The organism is Flavobacteriales bacterium, assembly GCA_020635395.1.
In the GTDB taxonomy this organism is placed as follows: Bacteria; Bacteroidota; Bacteroidia; order NS11-12g; family UBA9320; genus UBA987.
Genome location: JACJZV010000004.1, coordinates 93,818 through 109,263, shown reverse-complemented (window position 1 = coordinate 109,263; position 15,446 = coordinate 93,818). Strand labels below are relative to the sequence as shown.

Below are 15,446 nucleotides of genomic sequence, written 5' to 3'. Positions count from 1 at the left end.
ACAAATTTGGCGGCATTATTTGTTTCTATTCGTGTCTAATTTGTAGCTTGCCAAAATCAATTAATAATTGTGTTATTAATTTAACAGTTGTTGTTTTTGAGTTAATATCTGCAATAAATTATTACATAATGTAGAATCTCATTTTGTGGAATATACGTGTTAAAATGCTAATGTCTTCCGTAATTATTTCTGCAGTACCTTCCATCTCTGGCCTAAAGGGTATGATACCATATTTTGTTTCCAATCCTTTATTAAATTCAACCATTACATTGTATGTTTCTTCAACAGGTATTGATGAAATACTACCAATTTTTCCCTCAGCCATACCATATTCCATGTAATTAAAATTGTCGAATCTAACATATACTTTTTGCCCAACTTTAACCTTTCCAGAATTGCTTACAGGAATGGTTGTTTGGCCAATAAGTTTGGATGAAACATTTTGCACGATGGCCATAAGTTGAACCCCGGATGAAACATATTTTGTTGTTGTCAAATGATCAGAAAAACTAACTTTTCCCTCTACATCAGATTGTAGCAGGTATTTTTCTTCCCATTGTTCTACTGCCACCGAAAGTGTATTGAAAGCATTGGATAGACTTATTGATAAATCTGCATTCTTTTCTTCCTCCTGAACTTCCAATTGTCGGATTTCATTTTGTTTTTCATCAATCTGTATAATTGTTCGAGAAATACTTGATAATAAATCTTCATAAGAACTCTGAACAGCTATAAATTTTGCGTGACTTTCATCGAGTGACTGAGATGAAATTGTATTCGTTTTGAATAGGGCAACATTTCTTTCATAATCTCTTTCGGCCAAAATAAGTTCCTCCGTTTTTAGGGATTTTTTGCTTTGTAACTGTTTTAATAGCATTTGGTACTCAGGAATAACAGCCTTTTTTGAGGCTATTTGAGCTGAAAAAGAGTTTTGAATTATGAACTTTTTATATTGTTTTATCCATTGAGTTAATTCCAAATATGATCGTTGGATTTCGCCCAGTTGGGGTGAGGAAATAGGCTCAATTTCGGCAATTGACTTATGCTTTATTTCTATTTCTGTTAGTTGTTTTTTAAGCAGGAGATAGTCGTCATAGTTACATGTGTTTTTAATTAGAGCCAATGGTGTTGCAGTGTTAACTATATCCCCATCCTTTACAAATACTTTTTCTAAATATCCCTCTGTTCGAGTTAGTATTCGTTGCGGAGCCATATTGGATGTAATTTTCAATCTCCCTTTAATTATATCTGGGTACTTTACCAACCCGCTCAGAAGAAATAATATCAAGAGTGCAGAAAATAAAAAGGTATTGCCCCATCGAATTACCCAATTGGGGGCTCTTTCAAGAATCTCTTGTGTGTGTTCGCTTTTATCCGAGACCAGGTCTATTTTGTTAATTTCTCTTTGCATTACTTTCCAAGTTCCAACTGATTTTTAACTAAAGTATAATAATAGCCTTTTGTCGCTGTTAACTCCAAATGAGTTCCAATCTCAACAACTTTGCCTTTGTTTAATACAACAATCTGGTCAGCATTTTTTACGGTACTCAATCTGTGTGCAACGACTATCACGGTTTTATTTTTGTAAAAATCCTGCAAATTTTCAAGGATGATTTTCTCATTGTTGGCATCTAACGAACTTGTTGCTTCGTCAAAAAATAAATATTCAGGGTTTTTATATACAGCTCTGGCAATAAGCAACCGCTGTTTTTGCCCGCCGCTTAGGGCAATACCGGATGATCCAACTTTCGTATTGTACCCATTTGGTAGGCCTTCAATAAATTCCTCTATGTTGGCGGTTATTGCCGCTTGAACAAGTTTTTCTTTATTAATTCTTCCATTTGAGTCGGACTCAGCAATGTTTTGGGCGATGGTGTCCCCAAAAATAAATCCATCTTGCATAACCACTCCGCATTTGCTCCTCCACAACTGTGCATTAAGGTGTTTTAACCTGATATTTCCAACATTGATTTCCCCATTTTCCGGATCGTAAAATTTGAGTAATAACTTTATCAAGGTGGTCTTACCACTCCCGCTCACTCCAACAATTGCTGTTACTTTTCCCTCAGGAATGTTAAGATTAACATCATCAAGAACCAATGGGCTGGATGGACCACCATATCGAAACCCCACTTGTTTCAGGGTTATTGATCGATTTTCTGGTAGGAGGTTGATCTTTTCAGACAAATTGTCTTCATCCTCCTTATCATGGATTTCTTCTAAGCGTTCAATGCTGATTTTTGCATCCTGAGCTGTTTGAATAAACGAAATGAAACTTGATATTGGGCTATTTAATTGACCGATTATATATTGAATGGCAAACATCATTCCCAGTGTAATTTCTCCCGATATAACCGAATATGCGGCTACAAATGAGATGATGATGTTTTTTAGTTCGTTTATAAAACTTCCTCCAGTATTTTGTAACTGATCCAGTGTCAATGATTTGATGGATATTTTAAACAATCGAATTCGAATATCTTCCCACTTCCAGCGTCTTCGTTTTTCAGAATTGTTTAGTTTAATTTCTTGCATGCCATATACCAATTCCATAACATTTTGATTGTCTTCACCCATTTGGTTGAAACGTAGGTAATCAAGTTCTTTTCTCTTCTTCATAAAGAACAAGGTCCAGATTACGTAAAGAGTGGATCCAAAAAGAAATATAAGGAGTATTTTGAAATTATAATAGGCAAGTACAATGCTAAAAATCAACAAGTTAAAGAAAGAGAACATGACGGAGAGTGTGGAGGTGGATAAGAAATTTTCTACTCTCTGATTATCATGAATCCGTTGCATTATATCGCCTGCGTGTTTGGCTTCAAAAAAATTAACAGGTAAACGCATTAGTTTGGCCAAAAAATCGGAAGCAATGGCTATGTTGATTCGCGTACCCATGTGCAAGAGCAGCCATCTTCGGACAACGACAAAGGCAGTTTGGGATATAAACAGAACAAGCTGAGCAATTAATATGAGAGTTATGAATCCCAAATTTTGATTGGTAATTCCATAATCAATAATGGATTGGGTTAGAAAAGGGAATACTAATTGTAAAATACTTGCTGCAACTAGACCTAATATCAATTGAATGATGTATCTTTTGAAAGGTATTAAGTAATGAACTAAAAACCGAAAGCCTAACTTCTTTTTTTCAAGTCCAACATCCGATCGTTCAAAATCGGGTGTTTTCTCCAAGAGCAATAGTATTCCCTCTTCATTATTTTCTGAAGACCAACTTTTTAGAAAATCTACTTTGGAATAAACTATTAAACCGTGAGCAGGATCAGAAATGTAAATTTTATTTTTCTCCACCTTGTATATTACCACAAAGTGCTTTTCATTCCAATAAGCTATACAGGGCAGGGGTACTTCATTTATTAATTTCTCAAAGGGCAACTTAACCGCCAAGGTTCTTAATCCAATGGCTTCAGCTCCGTCGGCAATACCACTGATTGTAACACCAATCCTATTAATGTAACATATATCACGAAGATAATCTAACGAATAAACCCTGCCATAGTGCTTTGCAACGATTTTTAGACAAGTTGGACCGCAGTCCATTTGATCCAATTGCTTGTAATAGGGGAATTGTTTCATTTTGACTGGTAATTTGAATCCAAGTTCCATTCATTCATATAGGGGTCAAAGTTGCATAGTTCTTTTTTGTAATACCTCCCGTCTGTTTCTTCAATATCACTGTTACTCACACAAGCATATCTATACTGACAGTCTCTGCATTTTTCAATATTATCGTTCGAAACATACCACTTTTTCTTAAAGCTCTCTTTTTCAATAATATCTTCGATTCTGTCCTGTATTACGTTTCCAAAGCATGATTTATGTGTGGGGTAGTTCTTTATATCTCCATTTCGGGCTATTGAAACTTTTCTGTTTAGTCCAAGATTATGAGAGAAAGCCTCAGTATATGAATACACATTGGCTACCATATTCTGAATAGAATATTGTTCAACATAGGTTTGATCTATTACCTTCTGGCTAAAATAGAATATATCATTATAGTATCTTTTTTTATGTTTAAGACATTTGTTCCAAGGAGATGAATGGATTATTATTTTAGCTACTCTTGCGTCAAAATCTCGGATCTTATATAAGTCTACTCTGTTGAGGTTATCTGTATAGGGAACAAACAATTCACAATACCTAATTCTTGAATTTTTAATAGCCTCTAGTTCATTTAATAAAACGGCAACCTCTAAATGGTGAAACAATCTAATTTGAATTGCCTCGCAACCAATGGCACTCAATTGTTGGATTACCTCTTTGAGTGAATAATCAGATGTCATAGAATACTCAATAATTGCATTAATTATTTTAAGCGGGTTCTTCCATGTTGGGGATAAATCGGGAAAGGAAGAGGGTTCATTGGTAAAAAAACCAATATTCTTCTCATTAAAGTAGTCAAAGTAATGATCAATACCTTTGTTCCATTCTCCATTGTAATGTGCCTTTAAGTCGTCAATAGTTAATACTTTATTTTTTTCTAGAACATCAAATAGCAGATTAGGAATTGGAAAAATATTACCCCTCTCAATATCCAATATTACTGATTCTTTATACCCTTTTACAGGTATACAGGATGCAAAAAATTTGAAGTGCGTTTTATCTATCATACAGCTATATTACATTTGAAATAGGTTTATAGGTATTGCCTACAGTGAAGCTGTTTTCGTTGTGAAAAGTGCTATTGGCTAAACAAATCTTACCCATACTAATAATTGGAGGCTTTTTTAATTTAAAATAATTTACAGGCAATAATCCCCTTAGGTTTTCTTCAAAAAGTTGTGATTCGTTATTTACTCCCATTGTCAATATTTTAAGGTTGAGCAAAATACCTTGCAATTTTTTCTTCAAGATAGTAATTACATGGTCGGCTTACCATGCCAAATTGACCGGCAGGATTGACTTCGAGAAAAACTATTTTCCCATCCACTGTTTTGATAAAATCAAGAGATCCTTCATCCAATTCCAAGAGACTCATTAACGCGAATACTTTTTTTTCAATATTTTCAGGTAGAATGTATGGAACATATCTAACCTGGCTTTCAGTATCATATACTCTAAAGTCTGTTTTCGACATTTCGGATTGCTGTGAGAAAATGGCCATGGAATAGCAATTACCTTTCATATAATATGTCCTTATCTCGTACTCCTTTTTAATATTTTTTTGAAAAAGAGAAGGAAAAAAATTTGGTGTATTTGTTTCATTCATGTTATGAGTATATTTTTCGGTATAAATGGCATAAGGTTGCTTGTTTTTTCCAGTGAAATGAGCTGCCTCAGAAATGGGTTTTGTAATTAGTTCATTTTCCTCGGCTAAAAACGGTGATAATAATCTCTTATTCATTGTGATCATGGTCTTCGGAAACAATAAACCGACCTTTTTTGCAGCCAATAATACGTTCAATTTATTTAGTCTGCTGCCTTTTGTCGAGCCAAGTTTTTTCTTTGAGTAAAGTGAAAGTTGGTCGAAACAGAATTGAAATAATGTATCTAGTTCTTCTTTTAAATGCCGTTTAACCTGATAAGATATATCGGAAGAATTTAGTTCGCTCGAAACATAAGTCACTCCTTGCCTTCTATACCAAATTCCTACAAATTCTTCCGTTTCATTCTTAATTCTAATCCCTTCTTCATTCAAGGTTATACCGCCAAACAGTTTGAAAAAATCATCATAACAATTCAATCTAATTGTATCAATATGATAATTTGCCAACCAGTCAATAACCTGATTAGTAGATTTTTCATAATCCGATGAAAAAATGACAACTTTCATTTGTGATACTCGTTAAAAAAAACAATCATATAATTAACCAATGGATGTTGAAAAACTTGTCTCGTAAGAGACAAGTTTTCATTGGAAGTGATACTGGGTCAATCCTGGCATTCATCCAGATCCGTATGCCAACTGATTGACCAATTGCCAATGTCAGTTACCGCCCCTGTGCTGTCATCACCAAATGTAACCCCGCCCTGATGACTAATTCCTCCTGTTACATTTTGATTTTGCATCTCGTTTGAAAGCTCAAAGTCTTTAAAAGACTCCATTAATTTGTCACTCATAATAATTAATAATTAGACTAATGACTTACTCTATCCCGTTTTCAGTTTCCCGGCCCTACCTTGATTAAGCGTTTTCGGAATTTCGCTATCTCTTATTTAATCTTATCTTTTCACAGTGTTCATTATTTACCAATACACAAACCTTAAAATCTTATTTTCTAAGAATCTGACATATACATTTCTTTACAAAACGTATGTTGATTTTTCATTACTGTAATAAATCCATTAATAATCAACTACTTTATTCAAAGAACTTCTCGAGCTGATAGAAGCAATTTCTTCACTTACAAAAAATAGCCATCCTATCACCTCGGACATATAAATTCAATGTATCCAAAGTGGTAAAGGTTAATATAGTGATATTCATCTGGTAAAGTATCCATTTTCATATTCCTCAATTTCATACAACTGAAAACAAACATAATATCTGCATAATTTGGTTGACGGACACATCTTACGAAATAACAATTTCAATTGATAACTGTCTTATTAATTTTTATATTCGAAAATATTTTAACGAGCAATAATTCAAAATGAACAAAAAGTCGCTTAGATTTTACATCCAAAACTGTAGCGTACACTGAAATATATTGTATGAAATGAGCCATTGTGAAATGTGGCTATTTCTATTTATCAACCCAATTTTTTTAATTAAGCGGCAATCAGCAGCAGGGATTTAATTATCATACTTTTGTAAAGTATTGTATATCTATCTATTACATAACAAATTGAACTAATTTTGAATTTTAAAAGATGTTGTAAATATGAAAAATTTTAAAAAGAAAATGCTGTTGTTGGCCATTGTTGCCACTGGAAGTTTAACCGTTTCGGCTCAGGGCTTGGGCGTGGTTTTAGGGGGCAATTCGGGTTCCATTTTTGTAAAGAATAAATCGAGTGATATTACCCGATTAAATGGGGTGTTTATTGGCCCTTCTTACCAGACAGAACATTGGTCAACGGGGCTTTATTTTTCTCAAAAAGGCTACTCAATCAATAATTCCAACAATGCCTTTGTTAGATTCAATTATATTGACCTGCCACTTAATTATAAATTTAATTTTGGCGACAAGGCAAATGGCTTTTTTATTAATTACGGACCCACTATGTCGTTTAGCCTAGGAGGGAAACTGAAGTCTGGAAGTACATCTGTTGACATTAAAGCGGGAGATGACATGAATAGTACCGACTTCGGTGTAAACCTCGGAGTGGGCTATCGGTTCAATAATTTTCAGGTCGGTGCCAACTCGTATGCCGCCGTCACTCGTTGGAACAAAGGAAGTGGAGACCCTGCATACAACCAATTATTTACCTTATATGTAGGTTATTTTAAACCTAAAGATTAAAAATTATTTTTTGCAAAACATAAAAAAACCCGACCATTGGCCGGGTTTTTTCTTCGAAAAGAAATTTCTTAGTTTACTTTTCCTGATAGCTCAGAACCGGCTTTAAATTTAACCACTTTTTTAGCGGCAATTTTAATTTCTTTTCCGGTTTGTGGGTTTCTACCTGTTCTTGCAGCTCTTTTAGATACTGAGAAAGTTCCAAAACCTACCAAGATAACCTTGTCACCTTTTTTCAACGCACCTGATGAAGCATCAAGAAAAGAATTTAAAGCAGTTTGTGCTTGTGCTTTTGTGATTCCTGCATCACCTGCCATTTGAGAGATTAACTCCGACTTGTTCATGTGTAATAGAAAATTAAATTATTAATATTAAAAACTAAACTTCAATCATCGGCAATCCCTTTAATGATAAGGGGTTTGCCAATTTTTGTCGAGCAATTTTAAATATTTACTTCGCTTCATTCAACCAAAAGTCGGGTTTTGTGAATAATTCAAGACGTTTTGTGAATAAATGCGGCTTTTGAAGGCTTTCAACGTCAATAATAACGTGACTTTGGCTATAAATGGGATGTCGTTTCAAGTGCAGTTCATGCAGTTTTAGGACAATTTTGGGCACCGTTTGGCAGTCTTTAAAGAGCGGTCTATTTGTTTTGTCAAGAAACAAGCGATTGCCAATGCTCTCGATATGGTCTTTTATATAAACACATACGCCGTTCTGTTTCATAACTGATAAGTTCTCAAAATAGCATGGAGTGCCGCCACCAACCGAAATTACCACATTTGATTTTTGAGCAAATTCTATGAGTATGTCTTTTTCTATTTCCCGAAAGATATGTTCGCCCTGGGTTTCAAACAGATTGAAAATGGGTCGCCCCAATCGTAGTTCAATTTCTGTATCTAAATCGGCGAAGTTTACACCATACCAATCGGCAATTTTTTTTGCCCAAAAACTTTTGCCTACCCCCGGCAATCCTATAAAAAAAATGTTTTTCATTCGATGCCAACTCTTGGGTCGAGCATGGTGTAGGCTATGTCCACCAGCATATTAATAAAAACGAAAAGAGCTGCAATAAAAACAATACACCCCATGACAACGGGCAAGTCGCTGGTTTCGAGTGCATGAATGGTGAGGCTTCCCAAACCTTTCCAGCTAAATATAAATTCTACAAAAAAAGCACCTGCCAATAGAGATGCAAACCATCCGGATATGGAGGTTATCACTGGGTTTAATGCACTTTTTAAGGCGTGTTTAAAGTAAATGGTTTTGTTGCTCAGCCCTTTGCTTTTGGCGGTACGTATGTAGTCTTTGCCTAAAGCATCTAACATGCTGTTTCGGCTGAGTTGTGTAATAATGGCCAACGGTCTTATGCCCAATGCCAATGCCGGAAGAATGATGTTTTTTAGTGCCAATTTTTTACCGTCAAATGGGTCTATTTCAAACAAACTGCCTGTTACCTCCAATCCGGTAATGTTGTGCAAAACATAGCCAAACAGCCAACTGAATAAAATGGCCGAGAAAAATGAAGGAACAGAAATGCCCAGCGTGCTTATAAACAATAAACTTCTGTCGAGCCAACTGCCGGGATTGATGCTCGATAAAACACCAAAAAATAAGCCAAAAACTGATGCAAAAATCATGGCTACCAGTGCCAAAATAAAGGTGCCGATAAAAGCACTTTTTATGAGCTGCGAAATGGGTAAACCATTTTGAAAACTTCTACGCAAATAGGGCAATTTAAGCATAACCTTTTTGTCGGAAAAATGGAAAAGTGATATGCCCGAGGGTATGGCCGCATCGGTTTTGTATATCGACAAAGGCGATAAATCATTGATAAATGAAATGTATTGATTGGATAGACTTTCGTCTAATTTTAACTCTTTTTTTATGGCATTGAGCGTAGATTCATCCGTTCGGTCGGTCACCAAAATATCTTCCGGATTGGGAAAGGAAAAACTGAAGAGCCAAAAAACAACGGTAGCCACACTAAACAAAATGAGTAGTGCATAGCCCAGTTTTTTTGCTATAAATCCTATCATTCGGCCATTTTAAGTAGCTTTTCTGCCGATGGAAGTCGTGTAGATGGCCAAACCTTTACCACCACCGACGTATCGCCAATGAGCAAAAGGCCCGGGTTTGACCGAATAATGGATTTAATATTGGTTTTGTCGCCATAATAAAATTGAATGTCTGATAGCTGCAACTCGTGCCTAAAGGCATCGGCCTCTTCTTTGGTGGCTGCCGCCAATGCCCAAACTTCTTTGCCGCTTTTTTTCCAAGCCTTGGCTATTTCTTGTAGTTTTTTAAATGCCTTTTCATTACTTTTTGAAAGGTCGGGAGAAACAATTAAAAGTTTGTCTTTCGATGTCCAAAACTCCTCAATGTGATCGTTTCCGTCAGCATCATTAAAAACAAAGTCGTGAATGGGCGGTTCGTAAGCCTCTTCGATGGTGTTTTCTTCTAACACTTTTACAAAAATCCATTTTGAATAATCAATGACAGGGTCGAAAACTTTTGTATCGCTGTCGTATTTTACATGGATTGTTTTATCGCTGCCATCTTTGGCTTTGTATAGCCAAACGGTGCGGGTGTGCGGCACACTGCGTTCGCCTTCCGGAATTTCCATGCCTTTTCTTAGGTCGGTTCCTTCGGCATAATGCAAAAAATCGACCACCGGCAGATAATGTTTGCAATAGGCCGCAAATCCCAATAATAAAATGGTAAGAATTGTTAGAATTTTGGCTCCAAACGGATTAGAAAAAATGGGTTTGATATGTTTATTCCAAACAATTAAAACAATTATTAAAGCAATGGTTATGAGGTTCTTAAAGAAGGATTCTTTGGGTGTCATTTTTAGTGCATCACCAAAACAACCGCAATCTGTCACTTTATTGTATGTCCAAGAGTAATAGGTTAAAAAGGTGAAAAATAAGATGAGTGCAGTAAGTGACCAAACGGTAAATTTTGGTTGCCAACCAATCAACAATGCAAAACCTAAAATGGCTTCAAGCCAGCTCATAAAAATGGATAGATACAACGCATTTTTATGCATTTTTTCAAACAATTTCATCAATCCGTTTTTTGGTTTGATGTATGATTGAACATCAGCTTCAGCACTCTGCGATTCGCTGGCAGGCATTCCCAAACTCACTTTTTTTGAAAGGATATTTTTGCCGGAAATGTTGCTGTTTATGGTCAGATTTTGTGCGGCCACCTGGCTGTCTAATGAGGTTAGTGTATGGCTAAAAGCTAAATTACCATCGTTATATACGTGAATTTCGGAGGCCAATCGTCCCGCAGCATCCTCTTTCCAATCATCTTGTGTAATGGTTAAACTGAAGTTTTTGTCAAATTGGGTTAGTAGGGTAGTAACGATCTCCTTCTTGTCGCCAATAGTAAAATCCGTGATAATGGAATCTTGTGTAGGGGCAACATCACTACTAAAAACAGTGAAATATTCCTCCAATTTGTATTGAAAACCCGTTGGGTCGTCAAGTTTGGTAAGTCCGCCATAGATAAAGAGTAAACCTATGAGTATTCGGCAAAAAGTAACAATATGTTTCATTCAAAAAAAGGGTTATAACCGAGCCTGACAAAGATAACAACGGCATCAAAATAGACAAATAGTTGCTTTTTTGAAAAGTGGATGCCGCTTTTTTGAGCAGGGCTGCTTTCTTTTGCAAAAATATGTTTCCGCAAGATGGTATAACTTGAATGAAAGAATTTAGTATAAACATAAAAGGCACACTTCTTTTGGTTGAAGAACCGCTTGTAATGGGCATATTAAATGTTACCAAAGATTCATTTTTCGATGGAGGGGTGTATTCATCCACAGATTTGGCCATGCAGCAGGCGAAAAAAATGATTGACGAAGGGGTAAACATTATTGATGTGGGTGGTGCTAGTTCACGACCCGGAGCAGATGAAGTTTCTTTGGAAGAAGAGCTAAAAAGAGTGATTCCTGTTATTGAAATGCTCAGTAAAAAATTTCTGAATATTCCCATTTCTATTGATACCAACAAAGCCGAGGTAGCAAGGCAAGCGGTACACATAGGGGCGAGTATAGTAAACGATATTAGTGCAGGAGACGATGATAAACACATGCTGGAAACCGTGTCAAAATTGAGAGTTCCTTTTGTGGCTATGCACAAAAAAGGTTCGCCAAAAACCATGCAGAAAAACCCACAATATGAAGATGTGGTGCAAGAGGTGCTTGATTATTTTATCCAAAAAGTGGATGAATGTAGAAAGCATGGAATTATTGATTTAATCATCGACCCTGGATTTGGATTTGGCAAAACAGTGGAACACAACTATCTGTTGTTAAAGCATTTGAACGTATTCTCAGAGGTGCTAAATGTGCCCATTTTGGCTGGACTCTCCCGAAAATCGATGATAAATAAAGTGCTAAATACCACTCCCAACGAATCGTTAAATGGCACCACGGCATTAAATATGGTTGCCTTGCTCAATGGAGCAAATATATTGAGGGTGCACGATGTAAAAGAAGCAAGGCAGGTTGTGCAATTGTTTGAAAAATTAAAAAACTCATAATGGCAAAAAATAAGAAGAGCAACAGTTTGAGCGATTTGGGTGGCATGGTTTATAGCACCAACCCCGATTTTTCGTTTGACGACGCACAAGAGCAGTACGAAGAATTGGCCAACGACCAACAAACACTTTATGTGAGTGCCGATAAAAAGCAGCGAAAAGGCAAAGTAGTTACCTTAATAGAAGGGTTTGAAGGCAGCGATGAGGTATTGATCGAATTAGGCAAAAAACTAAAAAGCAAATGCGGAGCAGGCGGCAGCGTTAAAGATGGCGAAATCATTGTGCAAGGCAATTTTGTGGATAAAGTCATGGACATACTAAAAGCCGACGGATTTAAAGTGAAGAGAAAAGGAGGGTAGGGGTTTAGATACTTCCTGCCTCGGCGGGTAGGCTCCGTTGCTCTGACCCGATAGCTATCGGGTGATGGGTTGTATTTGTCGGCTTGCAGCGGCTAGCCACTGCATATCTTTCTGAAAGCACGCAAAAATTCTTGTGTAACTTGTTTGAATTTTAAAATTGAATGATGTGAAGGGAGCTCAAAGCAATGTGTGTTTTACTATTTTAGATAGATGTGATGTTTTAAACTATGTTTGTTAATAGACTTTATTTTTTCAATCAATAACTTTTTTAATTCTTCCGAATATTTTTTCGACCCTAAAAAGTTGTCTTTCGATTTTCGGATAAAATTAACCATCCTGTTTTCATCAATAAATGGTTTTTCACATCTACTGGGGTATATGGCCAACGAGAGCAGGTGAGCAATAAGCCAGTTGCAATACTCAGGAAGAGTTTCTTCCATCTCATAAAGTGCATAAAACTGTTCTTTCCAGATTTCAATTTCAGGAGCATGTTCCTTTACAAAGGACAGAAAATTCAGAACATAAATATTGAGTAATCCATCAAATTGATAAGAATGTATCCATTCTCTATCTCTAAATTGAGGGTAGTATTCCACAAATGTAAAAGGTGAAGAATAGTTGAAAAGTTCATACGCCTTTCCATTTTCCAACATATAGACCAAATATCGATAGTAATTTAACTCCCTCTGTCTAAAATTACACTTAAAAGGTTCTTCAAGTTCATAGCTCATATCTTTAACTTGCGTAATCCACATAAAATGGATAAAAACCTCTTGAAGCCTTACATATTTTTCAGAAATGCAGCCAAATCTCGGGATGATTTTCGAGTTAGGGTTATAGTAATTAAATATTTTGACATCCTCCCTAAAGTACTCCATCTCGGGTGGGATAAACCATGTACTAATAAAGTCAATTTGGTTTCTAAGCGTGTTCATTACCAAATTATCTTGATTCATAACTTTTGAAAAGGTGAAAATCATGTATAAAATTTCACCGTATGGGGCAACATCATTATAAACTGTAGTTTCACCCAAACGAGATGTAACAAGAGCCGGTTTTAAAATTGTACTGAGAATATATTCCTTCAGAGACCCATCGTCTACCAATTTTTTTTTCAACAAATAATAAATTATGGTTGGGGGTAGTGAATAATTGGGGTTATAAGTCTCAAAACTATCTAATTCGGTATTAAACCACTCTTCGGACACGGGTATGCCACAAGTAGAACTACCAGCTACTAAAAGGTCCTGTTCTATTAATTCTTTGTATTCGGTATAACTAACATTTTCCATTGAGTGTGATAAGATTGTATGGTTAAAAAAGAAGTTGCATTTTTAATGGTGCATAAAAGATACAATATTAATCTTCCTTACGAATTGTTTAAGAAAACCGTAAAAAATCATTCACAGTTTGACAATAGAAAATTTGTAATTTTCAATAGAATTTTACCTTTGCAGCCCTAATTTAAGGTTATACAAAAATAGATTTTATGAAAAATCATCCGTTAATCGACAGAATCATGGCCAATGCAGGCGAATGTTTTGTCAATCTTACTCCCGACCAACTAATTGATCATGCACTAAAAAACAACGAAGGCCAGCTTACCGACAACGGTGCTTTGGCGGCCGATACAGGCGAGTTCACTGGTCGCTCGCCAAAAGATAAATTTGTGGTTAAAGATGCCATCACCGAAAACACCGTTTGGTGGGGCAATATCAACCAACCGTTTGAGCCGGCAAAATTTGATGCATTGCTCGAAAAAGTGGTAAACCACTACAAAGGCAAAAGACTGTATATTAGAGATGCGTATGCCTGTGCCGACCCAACCTACCGAATGAATATTGGTGTGGTGACCGAATCGGCCTACCAAAACCTATTTGCCAACAACTTGTTTCTTCGCCCTACGGCAGAAGAAGCGGCCAATCAAACTCCTGAGTGGTTGGTAGTGGCAGCTCCAAGTTTTAAAGCTGTTGCTGAGGTTGACGGAACACGTCAGCACAATTTTACCATTGTAAACTTTACTCAAAAAATTATTTTGATAGGTGGTAGCGGATATACCGGGGAGTTGAAAAAAGGTATTTTCTCAGTGCTGAACTATACGTTGCCCGAAAACGATGGTGTTTTGTCGATGCACTGCTCAGCAAACATTGGCAAAAATGATGATACAGCTATTTTCTTTGGCCTTTCTGGAACAGGAAAAACAACACTAAGTGCCGACCCAGAGAGAAGATTGATTGGTGATGATGAGCATGGTTGGGCAGAAGGAACTGTTTTTAACTTTGAAGGTGGTTGCTATGCAAAATGTGTGGATTTGACCGAAGAAAAAGAACCACAAATTTGGAATGCTATCAAGCGTGGTGCGTTGGTTGAAAACGTTCGATTTTTCCCCGGAACAAATCGGGTGAATTACGAAGACATTTCGGTTACAGAAAACACACGTGTGGCCTACCCGATAAACCACATCGACAATATCGCAGTTCCATCTATCGGTGGCGAACCAAAAAATATTTTCTTCCTAACAGCGGATGCCTTTGGGGTTTTGCCTCCTATTTCAAGATTGACACCCGGACAAGCCGGATACCACTTTATTAGTGGATATACAGCAAAAGTTGCCGGAACAGAAGCCGGTGTTACCGAGCCTCAAGCCACGTTTAGTGCATGTTTTGGTGCAGCCTTTTTGCCGTTGCATCCTGCCAAATATGCAGCTATGTTGGGCAACAAAATGAGAGCCTCAAACGTAAATGTTTGGTTGATAAACACAGGCTGGAGCGGCGGCCCTTATGGAGTAGGCAGCCGAATGAGTTTGAAACATACCCGTGCGATGATTACGGCAGCTTTGAACGGCGAATTAGACAATGTTGAGTTCGATACACACCGAGTGTTTGGTTTGCAAATGCCAACTTCTTGCCCAAATGTTCCCACCGAGGTATTGAGTCCAAGAAACACTTGGTCAGACAAAGCGGCTTATGACGCAAAAGCCAATCACTTGGCAGGATTGTTCAATGAGAACTTTAAAAAATACGAAGAAGGTGCAAACGATGAAATTAAATCGGCTGCTCCAAAAGCTATTTCAGCTTCGTAAAACATACTTATTTAATAAAAAAAGCCCCCGCCA

14 protein-coding genes are annotated in these 15,446 nt (G+C 36.7%); 4 read left to right on the top strand and 10 right to left on the bottom strand.

The features are described from left to right. Positions 1-121: 121 nt before the first annotated feature. From H6607_11560 to H6607_11540, 5 genes are all read right to left on the bottom strand, one after another. A complete protein-coding gene (locus H6607_11560; GenBank protein ID MCB9263001.1) occupies positions 122-1,411 on the bottom strand; it encodes an HlyD family efflux transporter periplasmic adaptor subunit in 1,290 nt (429 codons plus the stop codon). Further along, complete coding sequence (locus H6607_11555; GenBank protein ID MCB9263000.1) at positions 1,411-3,597, bottom strand: peptidase domain-containing ABC transporter; 2,187 nt, start codon at positions 3,595-3,597, stop codon at positions 1,411-1,413. Before H6607_11555 ends, H6607_11560 begins: the two co-directional genes overlap by 1 nt. Continuing rightward, complete coding sequence (gwsS, locus tag H6607_11550; protein ID MCB9262999.1) at positions 3,594-4,631, bottom strand: grasp-with-spasm system SPASM domain peptide maturase; 1,038 nt, start codon at positions 4,629-4,631, stop codon at positions 3,594-3,596. Before gwsS ends, H6607_11555 begins: the two co-directional genes overlap by 4 nt. A gap of 203 nt (positions 4,632-4,834) precedes the next feature. Further along, positions 4,835-5,794: a grasp-with-spasm system ATP-grasp peptide maturase gene (gene gwsG, locus H6607_11545; protein ID MCB9262998.1), complete on the bottom strand. Its 960-nt coding sequence runs from the start codon at positions 5,792-5,794 to the stop codon at positions 4,835-4,837. Positions 5,795-5,892: 98 nt separating this feature from the next. Beyond that, entirely contained in the window at positions 5,893-6,081 is a 189-nt protein-coding gene (locus H6607_11540; protein ID MCB9262997.1) for a hypothetical protein, read from the bottom strand. A 764-nt stretch (positions 6,082-6,845) separates the two neighbouring features. Between H6607_11540 and H6607_11535 the strand changes: the two genes are divergently transcribed. After that, on the top strand, positions 6,846-7,424 hold the full coding sequence (locus H6607_11535; GenBank protein ID MCB9262996.1) for a PorT family protein: 579 nt from the start codon (positions 6,846-6,848) through the stop codon (positions 7,422-7,424). A 68-nt stretch (positions 7,425-7,492) separates the two neighbouring features. Here the strand turns inward: H6607_11535 and H6607_11530 are convergent, their stop codons facing one another. From H6607_11530 to H6607_11515, 4 genes are all read right to left on the bottom strand, one after another. Continuing rightward, positions 7,493-7,765, bottom strand: a complete 273-nt coding sequence (locus tag H6607_11530) for an HU family DNA-binding protein (protein ID MCB9262995.1) — start codon at positions 7,763-7,765, stop codon at positions 7,493-7,495. Between the two features lie 106 nt (positions 7,766-7,871). Further along, positions 7,872-8,417, bottom strand: a complete 546-nt coding sequence (locus tag H6607_11525) for a shikimate kinase (protein MCB9262994.1) — start codon at positions 8,415-8,417, stop codon at positions 7,872-7,874. Then, the gene (locus H6607_11520; protein MCB9262993.1) at positions 8,414-9,460 is read right to left on the bottom strand and encodes an ABC transporter permease; all 1,047 of its coding nucleotides are present in this window, start codon (positions 9,458-9,460) and stop codon (positions 8,414-8,416) included. The genes H6607_11525 and H6607_11520 overlap by 4 nt, the downstream gene beginning before the upstream one ends. Beyond that, on the bottom strand, positions 9,457-10,986 hold the full coding sequence (locus H6607_11515) for a DoxX family protein (protein MCB9262992.1): 1,530 nt from the start codon (positions 10,984-10,986) through the stop codon (positions 9,457-9,459). The genes H6607_11520 and H6607_11515 overlap by 4 nt, the downstream gene beginning before the upstream one ends. Positions 10,987-11,195: 209 nt before the next feature. On the opposite strand from H6607_11515, the gene folP reads away from it, so the two are divergent. Both folP and H6607_11505 read left to right on the top strand, forming a co-directional pair. Then, positions 11,196-11,975: a dihydropteroate synthase gene (folP, locus tag H6607_11510; GenBank protein ID MCB9262991.1), complete on the top strand. Its 780-nt coding sequence runs from the start codon at positions 11,196-11,198 to the stop codon at positions 11,973-11,975. Next, a complete protein-coding gene (locus tag H6607_11505; protein MCB9262990.1) occupies positions 11,975-12,331 on the top strand; it encodes a translation initiation factor in 357 nt (118 codons plus the stop codon). The genes folP and H6607_11505 overlap by 1 nt, the downstream gene beginning before the upstream one ends. 197 nt (positions 12,332-12,528) lie before the next feature. On the opposite strand, the gene H6607_11500 is transcribed toward H6607_11505, so the two are convergent. Continuing rightward, positions 12,529-13,623, bottom strand: coding sequence for a hypothetical protein (locus H6607_11500; GenBank protein MCB9262989.1), 1,095 nt, complete (start codon positions 13,621-13,623; stop codon positions 12,529-12,531). A gap of 197 nt (positions 13,624-13,820) precedes the next feature. Here H6607_11500 and pckA point away from each other — a divergent pair, with 197 nt between their 5' ends. After that, complete coding sequence (pckA, locus tag H6607_11495) at positions 13,821-15,413, top strand: phosphoenolpyruvate carboxykinase (ATP) (GenBank protein ID MCB9262988.1); 1,593 nt, start codon at positions 13,821-13,823, stop codon at positions 15,411-15,413. Positions 15,414-15,446 lie beyond the last annotated feature (33 nt).

Excerpts from the sequence above, each read along its gene's own strand:
- H6607_11560 (MCB9263001.1), bottom strand. The coding sequence starts at position 1,411 with ATGCAAAGAGAAATTAACAAAATAGACCTGGTCTCGGATAAAAGCGAA.
- H6607_11555 (MCB9263000.1), bottom strand. The coding sequence starts at position 3,597 with ATGAAACAATTCCCCTATTACAAGCAATTGGATCAAATGGACTGCGGT.
- gwsS (MCB9262999.1), bottom strand. The coding sequence starts at position 4,631 with ATGATAGATAAAACGCACTTCAAATTTTTTGCATCCTGTATACCTGTA.
- gwsG (MCB9262998.1), bottom strand. The coding sequence starts at position 5,794 with ATGAAAGTTGTCATTTTTTCATCGGATTATGAAAAATCTACTAATCAG.
- H6607_11540 (MCB9262997.1), bottom strand. The coding sequence starts at position 6,081 with ATGAGTGACAAATTAATGGAGTCTTTTAAAGACTTTGAGCTTTCAAAC.
- H6607_11535 (MCB9262996.1), top strand. The coding sequence starts at position 6,846 with ATGAAAAATTTTAAAAAGAAAATGCTGTTGTTGGCCATTGTTGCCACT.
- H6607_11530 (MCB9262995.1), bottom strand. The coding sequence starts at position 7,765 with ATGAACAAGTCGGAGTTAATCTCTCAAATGGCAGGTGATGCAGGAATC.
- H6607_11525 (MCB9262994.1), bottom strand. The coding sequence starts at position 8,417 with ATGAAAAACATTTTTTTTATAGGATTGCCGGGGGTAGGCAAAAGTTTT.
- H6607_11520 (MCB9262993.1), bottom strand. The coding sequence starts at position 9,460 with ATGATAGGATTTATAGCAAAAAAACTGGGCTATGCACTACTCATTTTG.
- H6607_11515 (MCB9262992.1), bottom strand. The coding sequence starts at position 10,986 with ATGAAACATATTGTTACTTTTTGCCGAATACTCATAGGTTTACTCTTT.
- folP (MCB9262991.1), top strand. The coding sequence starts at position 11,196 with ATGGGCATATTAAATGTTACCAAAGATTCATTTTTCGATGGAGGGGTG.
- H6607_11505 (MCB9262990.1), top strand. The coding sequence starts at position 11,975 with ATGGCAAAAAATAAGAAGAGCAACAGTTTGAGCGATTTGGGTGGCATG.
- H6607_11500 (MCB9262989.1), bottom strand. The coding sequence starts at position 13,623 with ATGGAAAATGTTAGTTATACCGAATACAAAGAATTAATAGAACAGGAC.
- pckA (MCB9262988.1), top strand. The coding sequence starts at position 13,821 with ATGAAAAATCATCCGTTAATCGACAGAATCATGGCCAATGCAGGCGAA.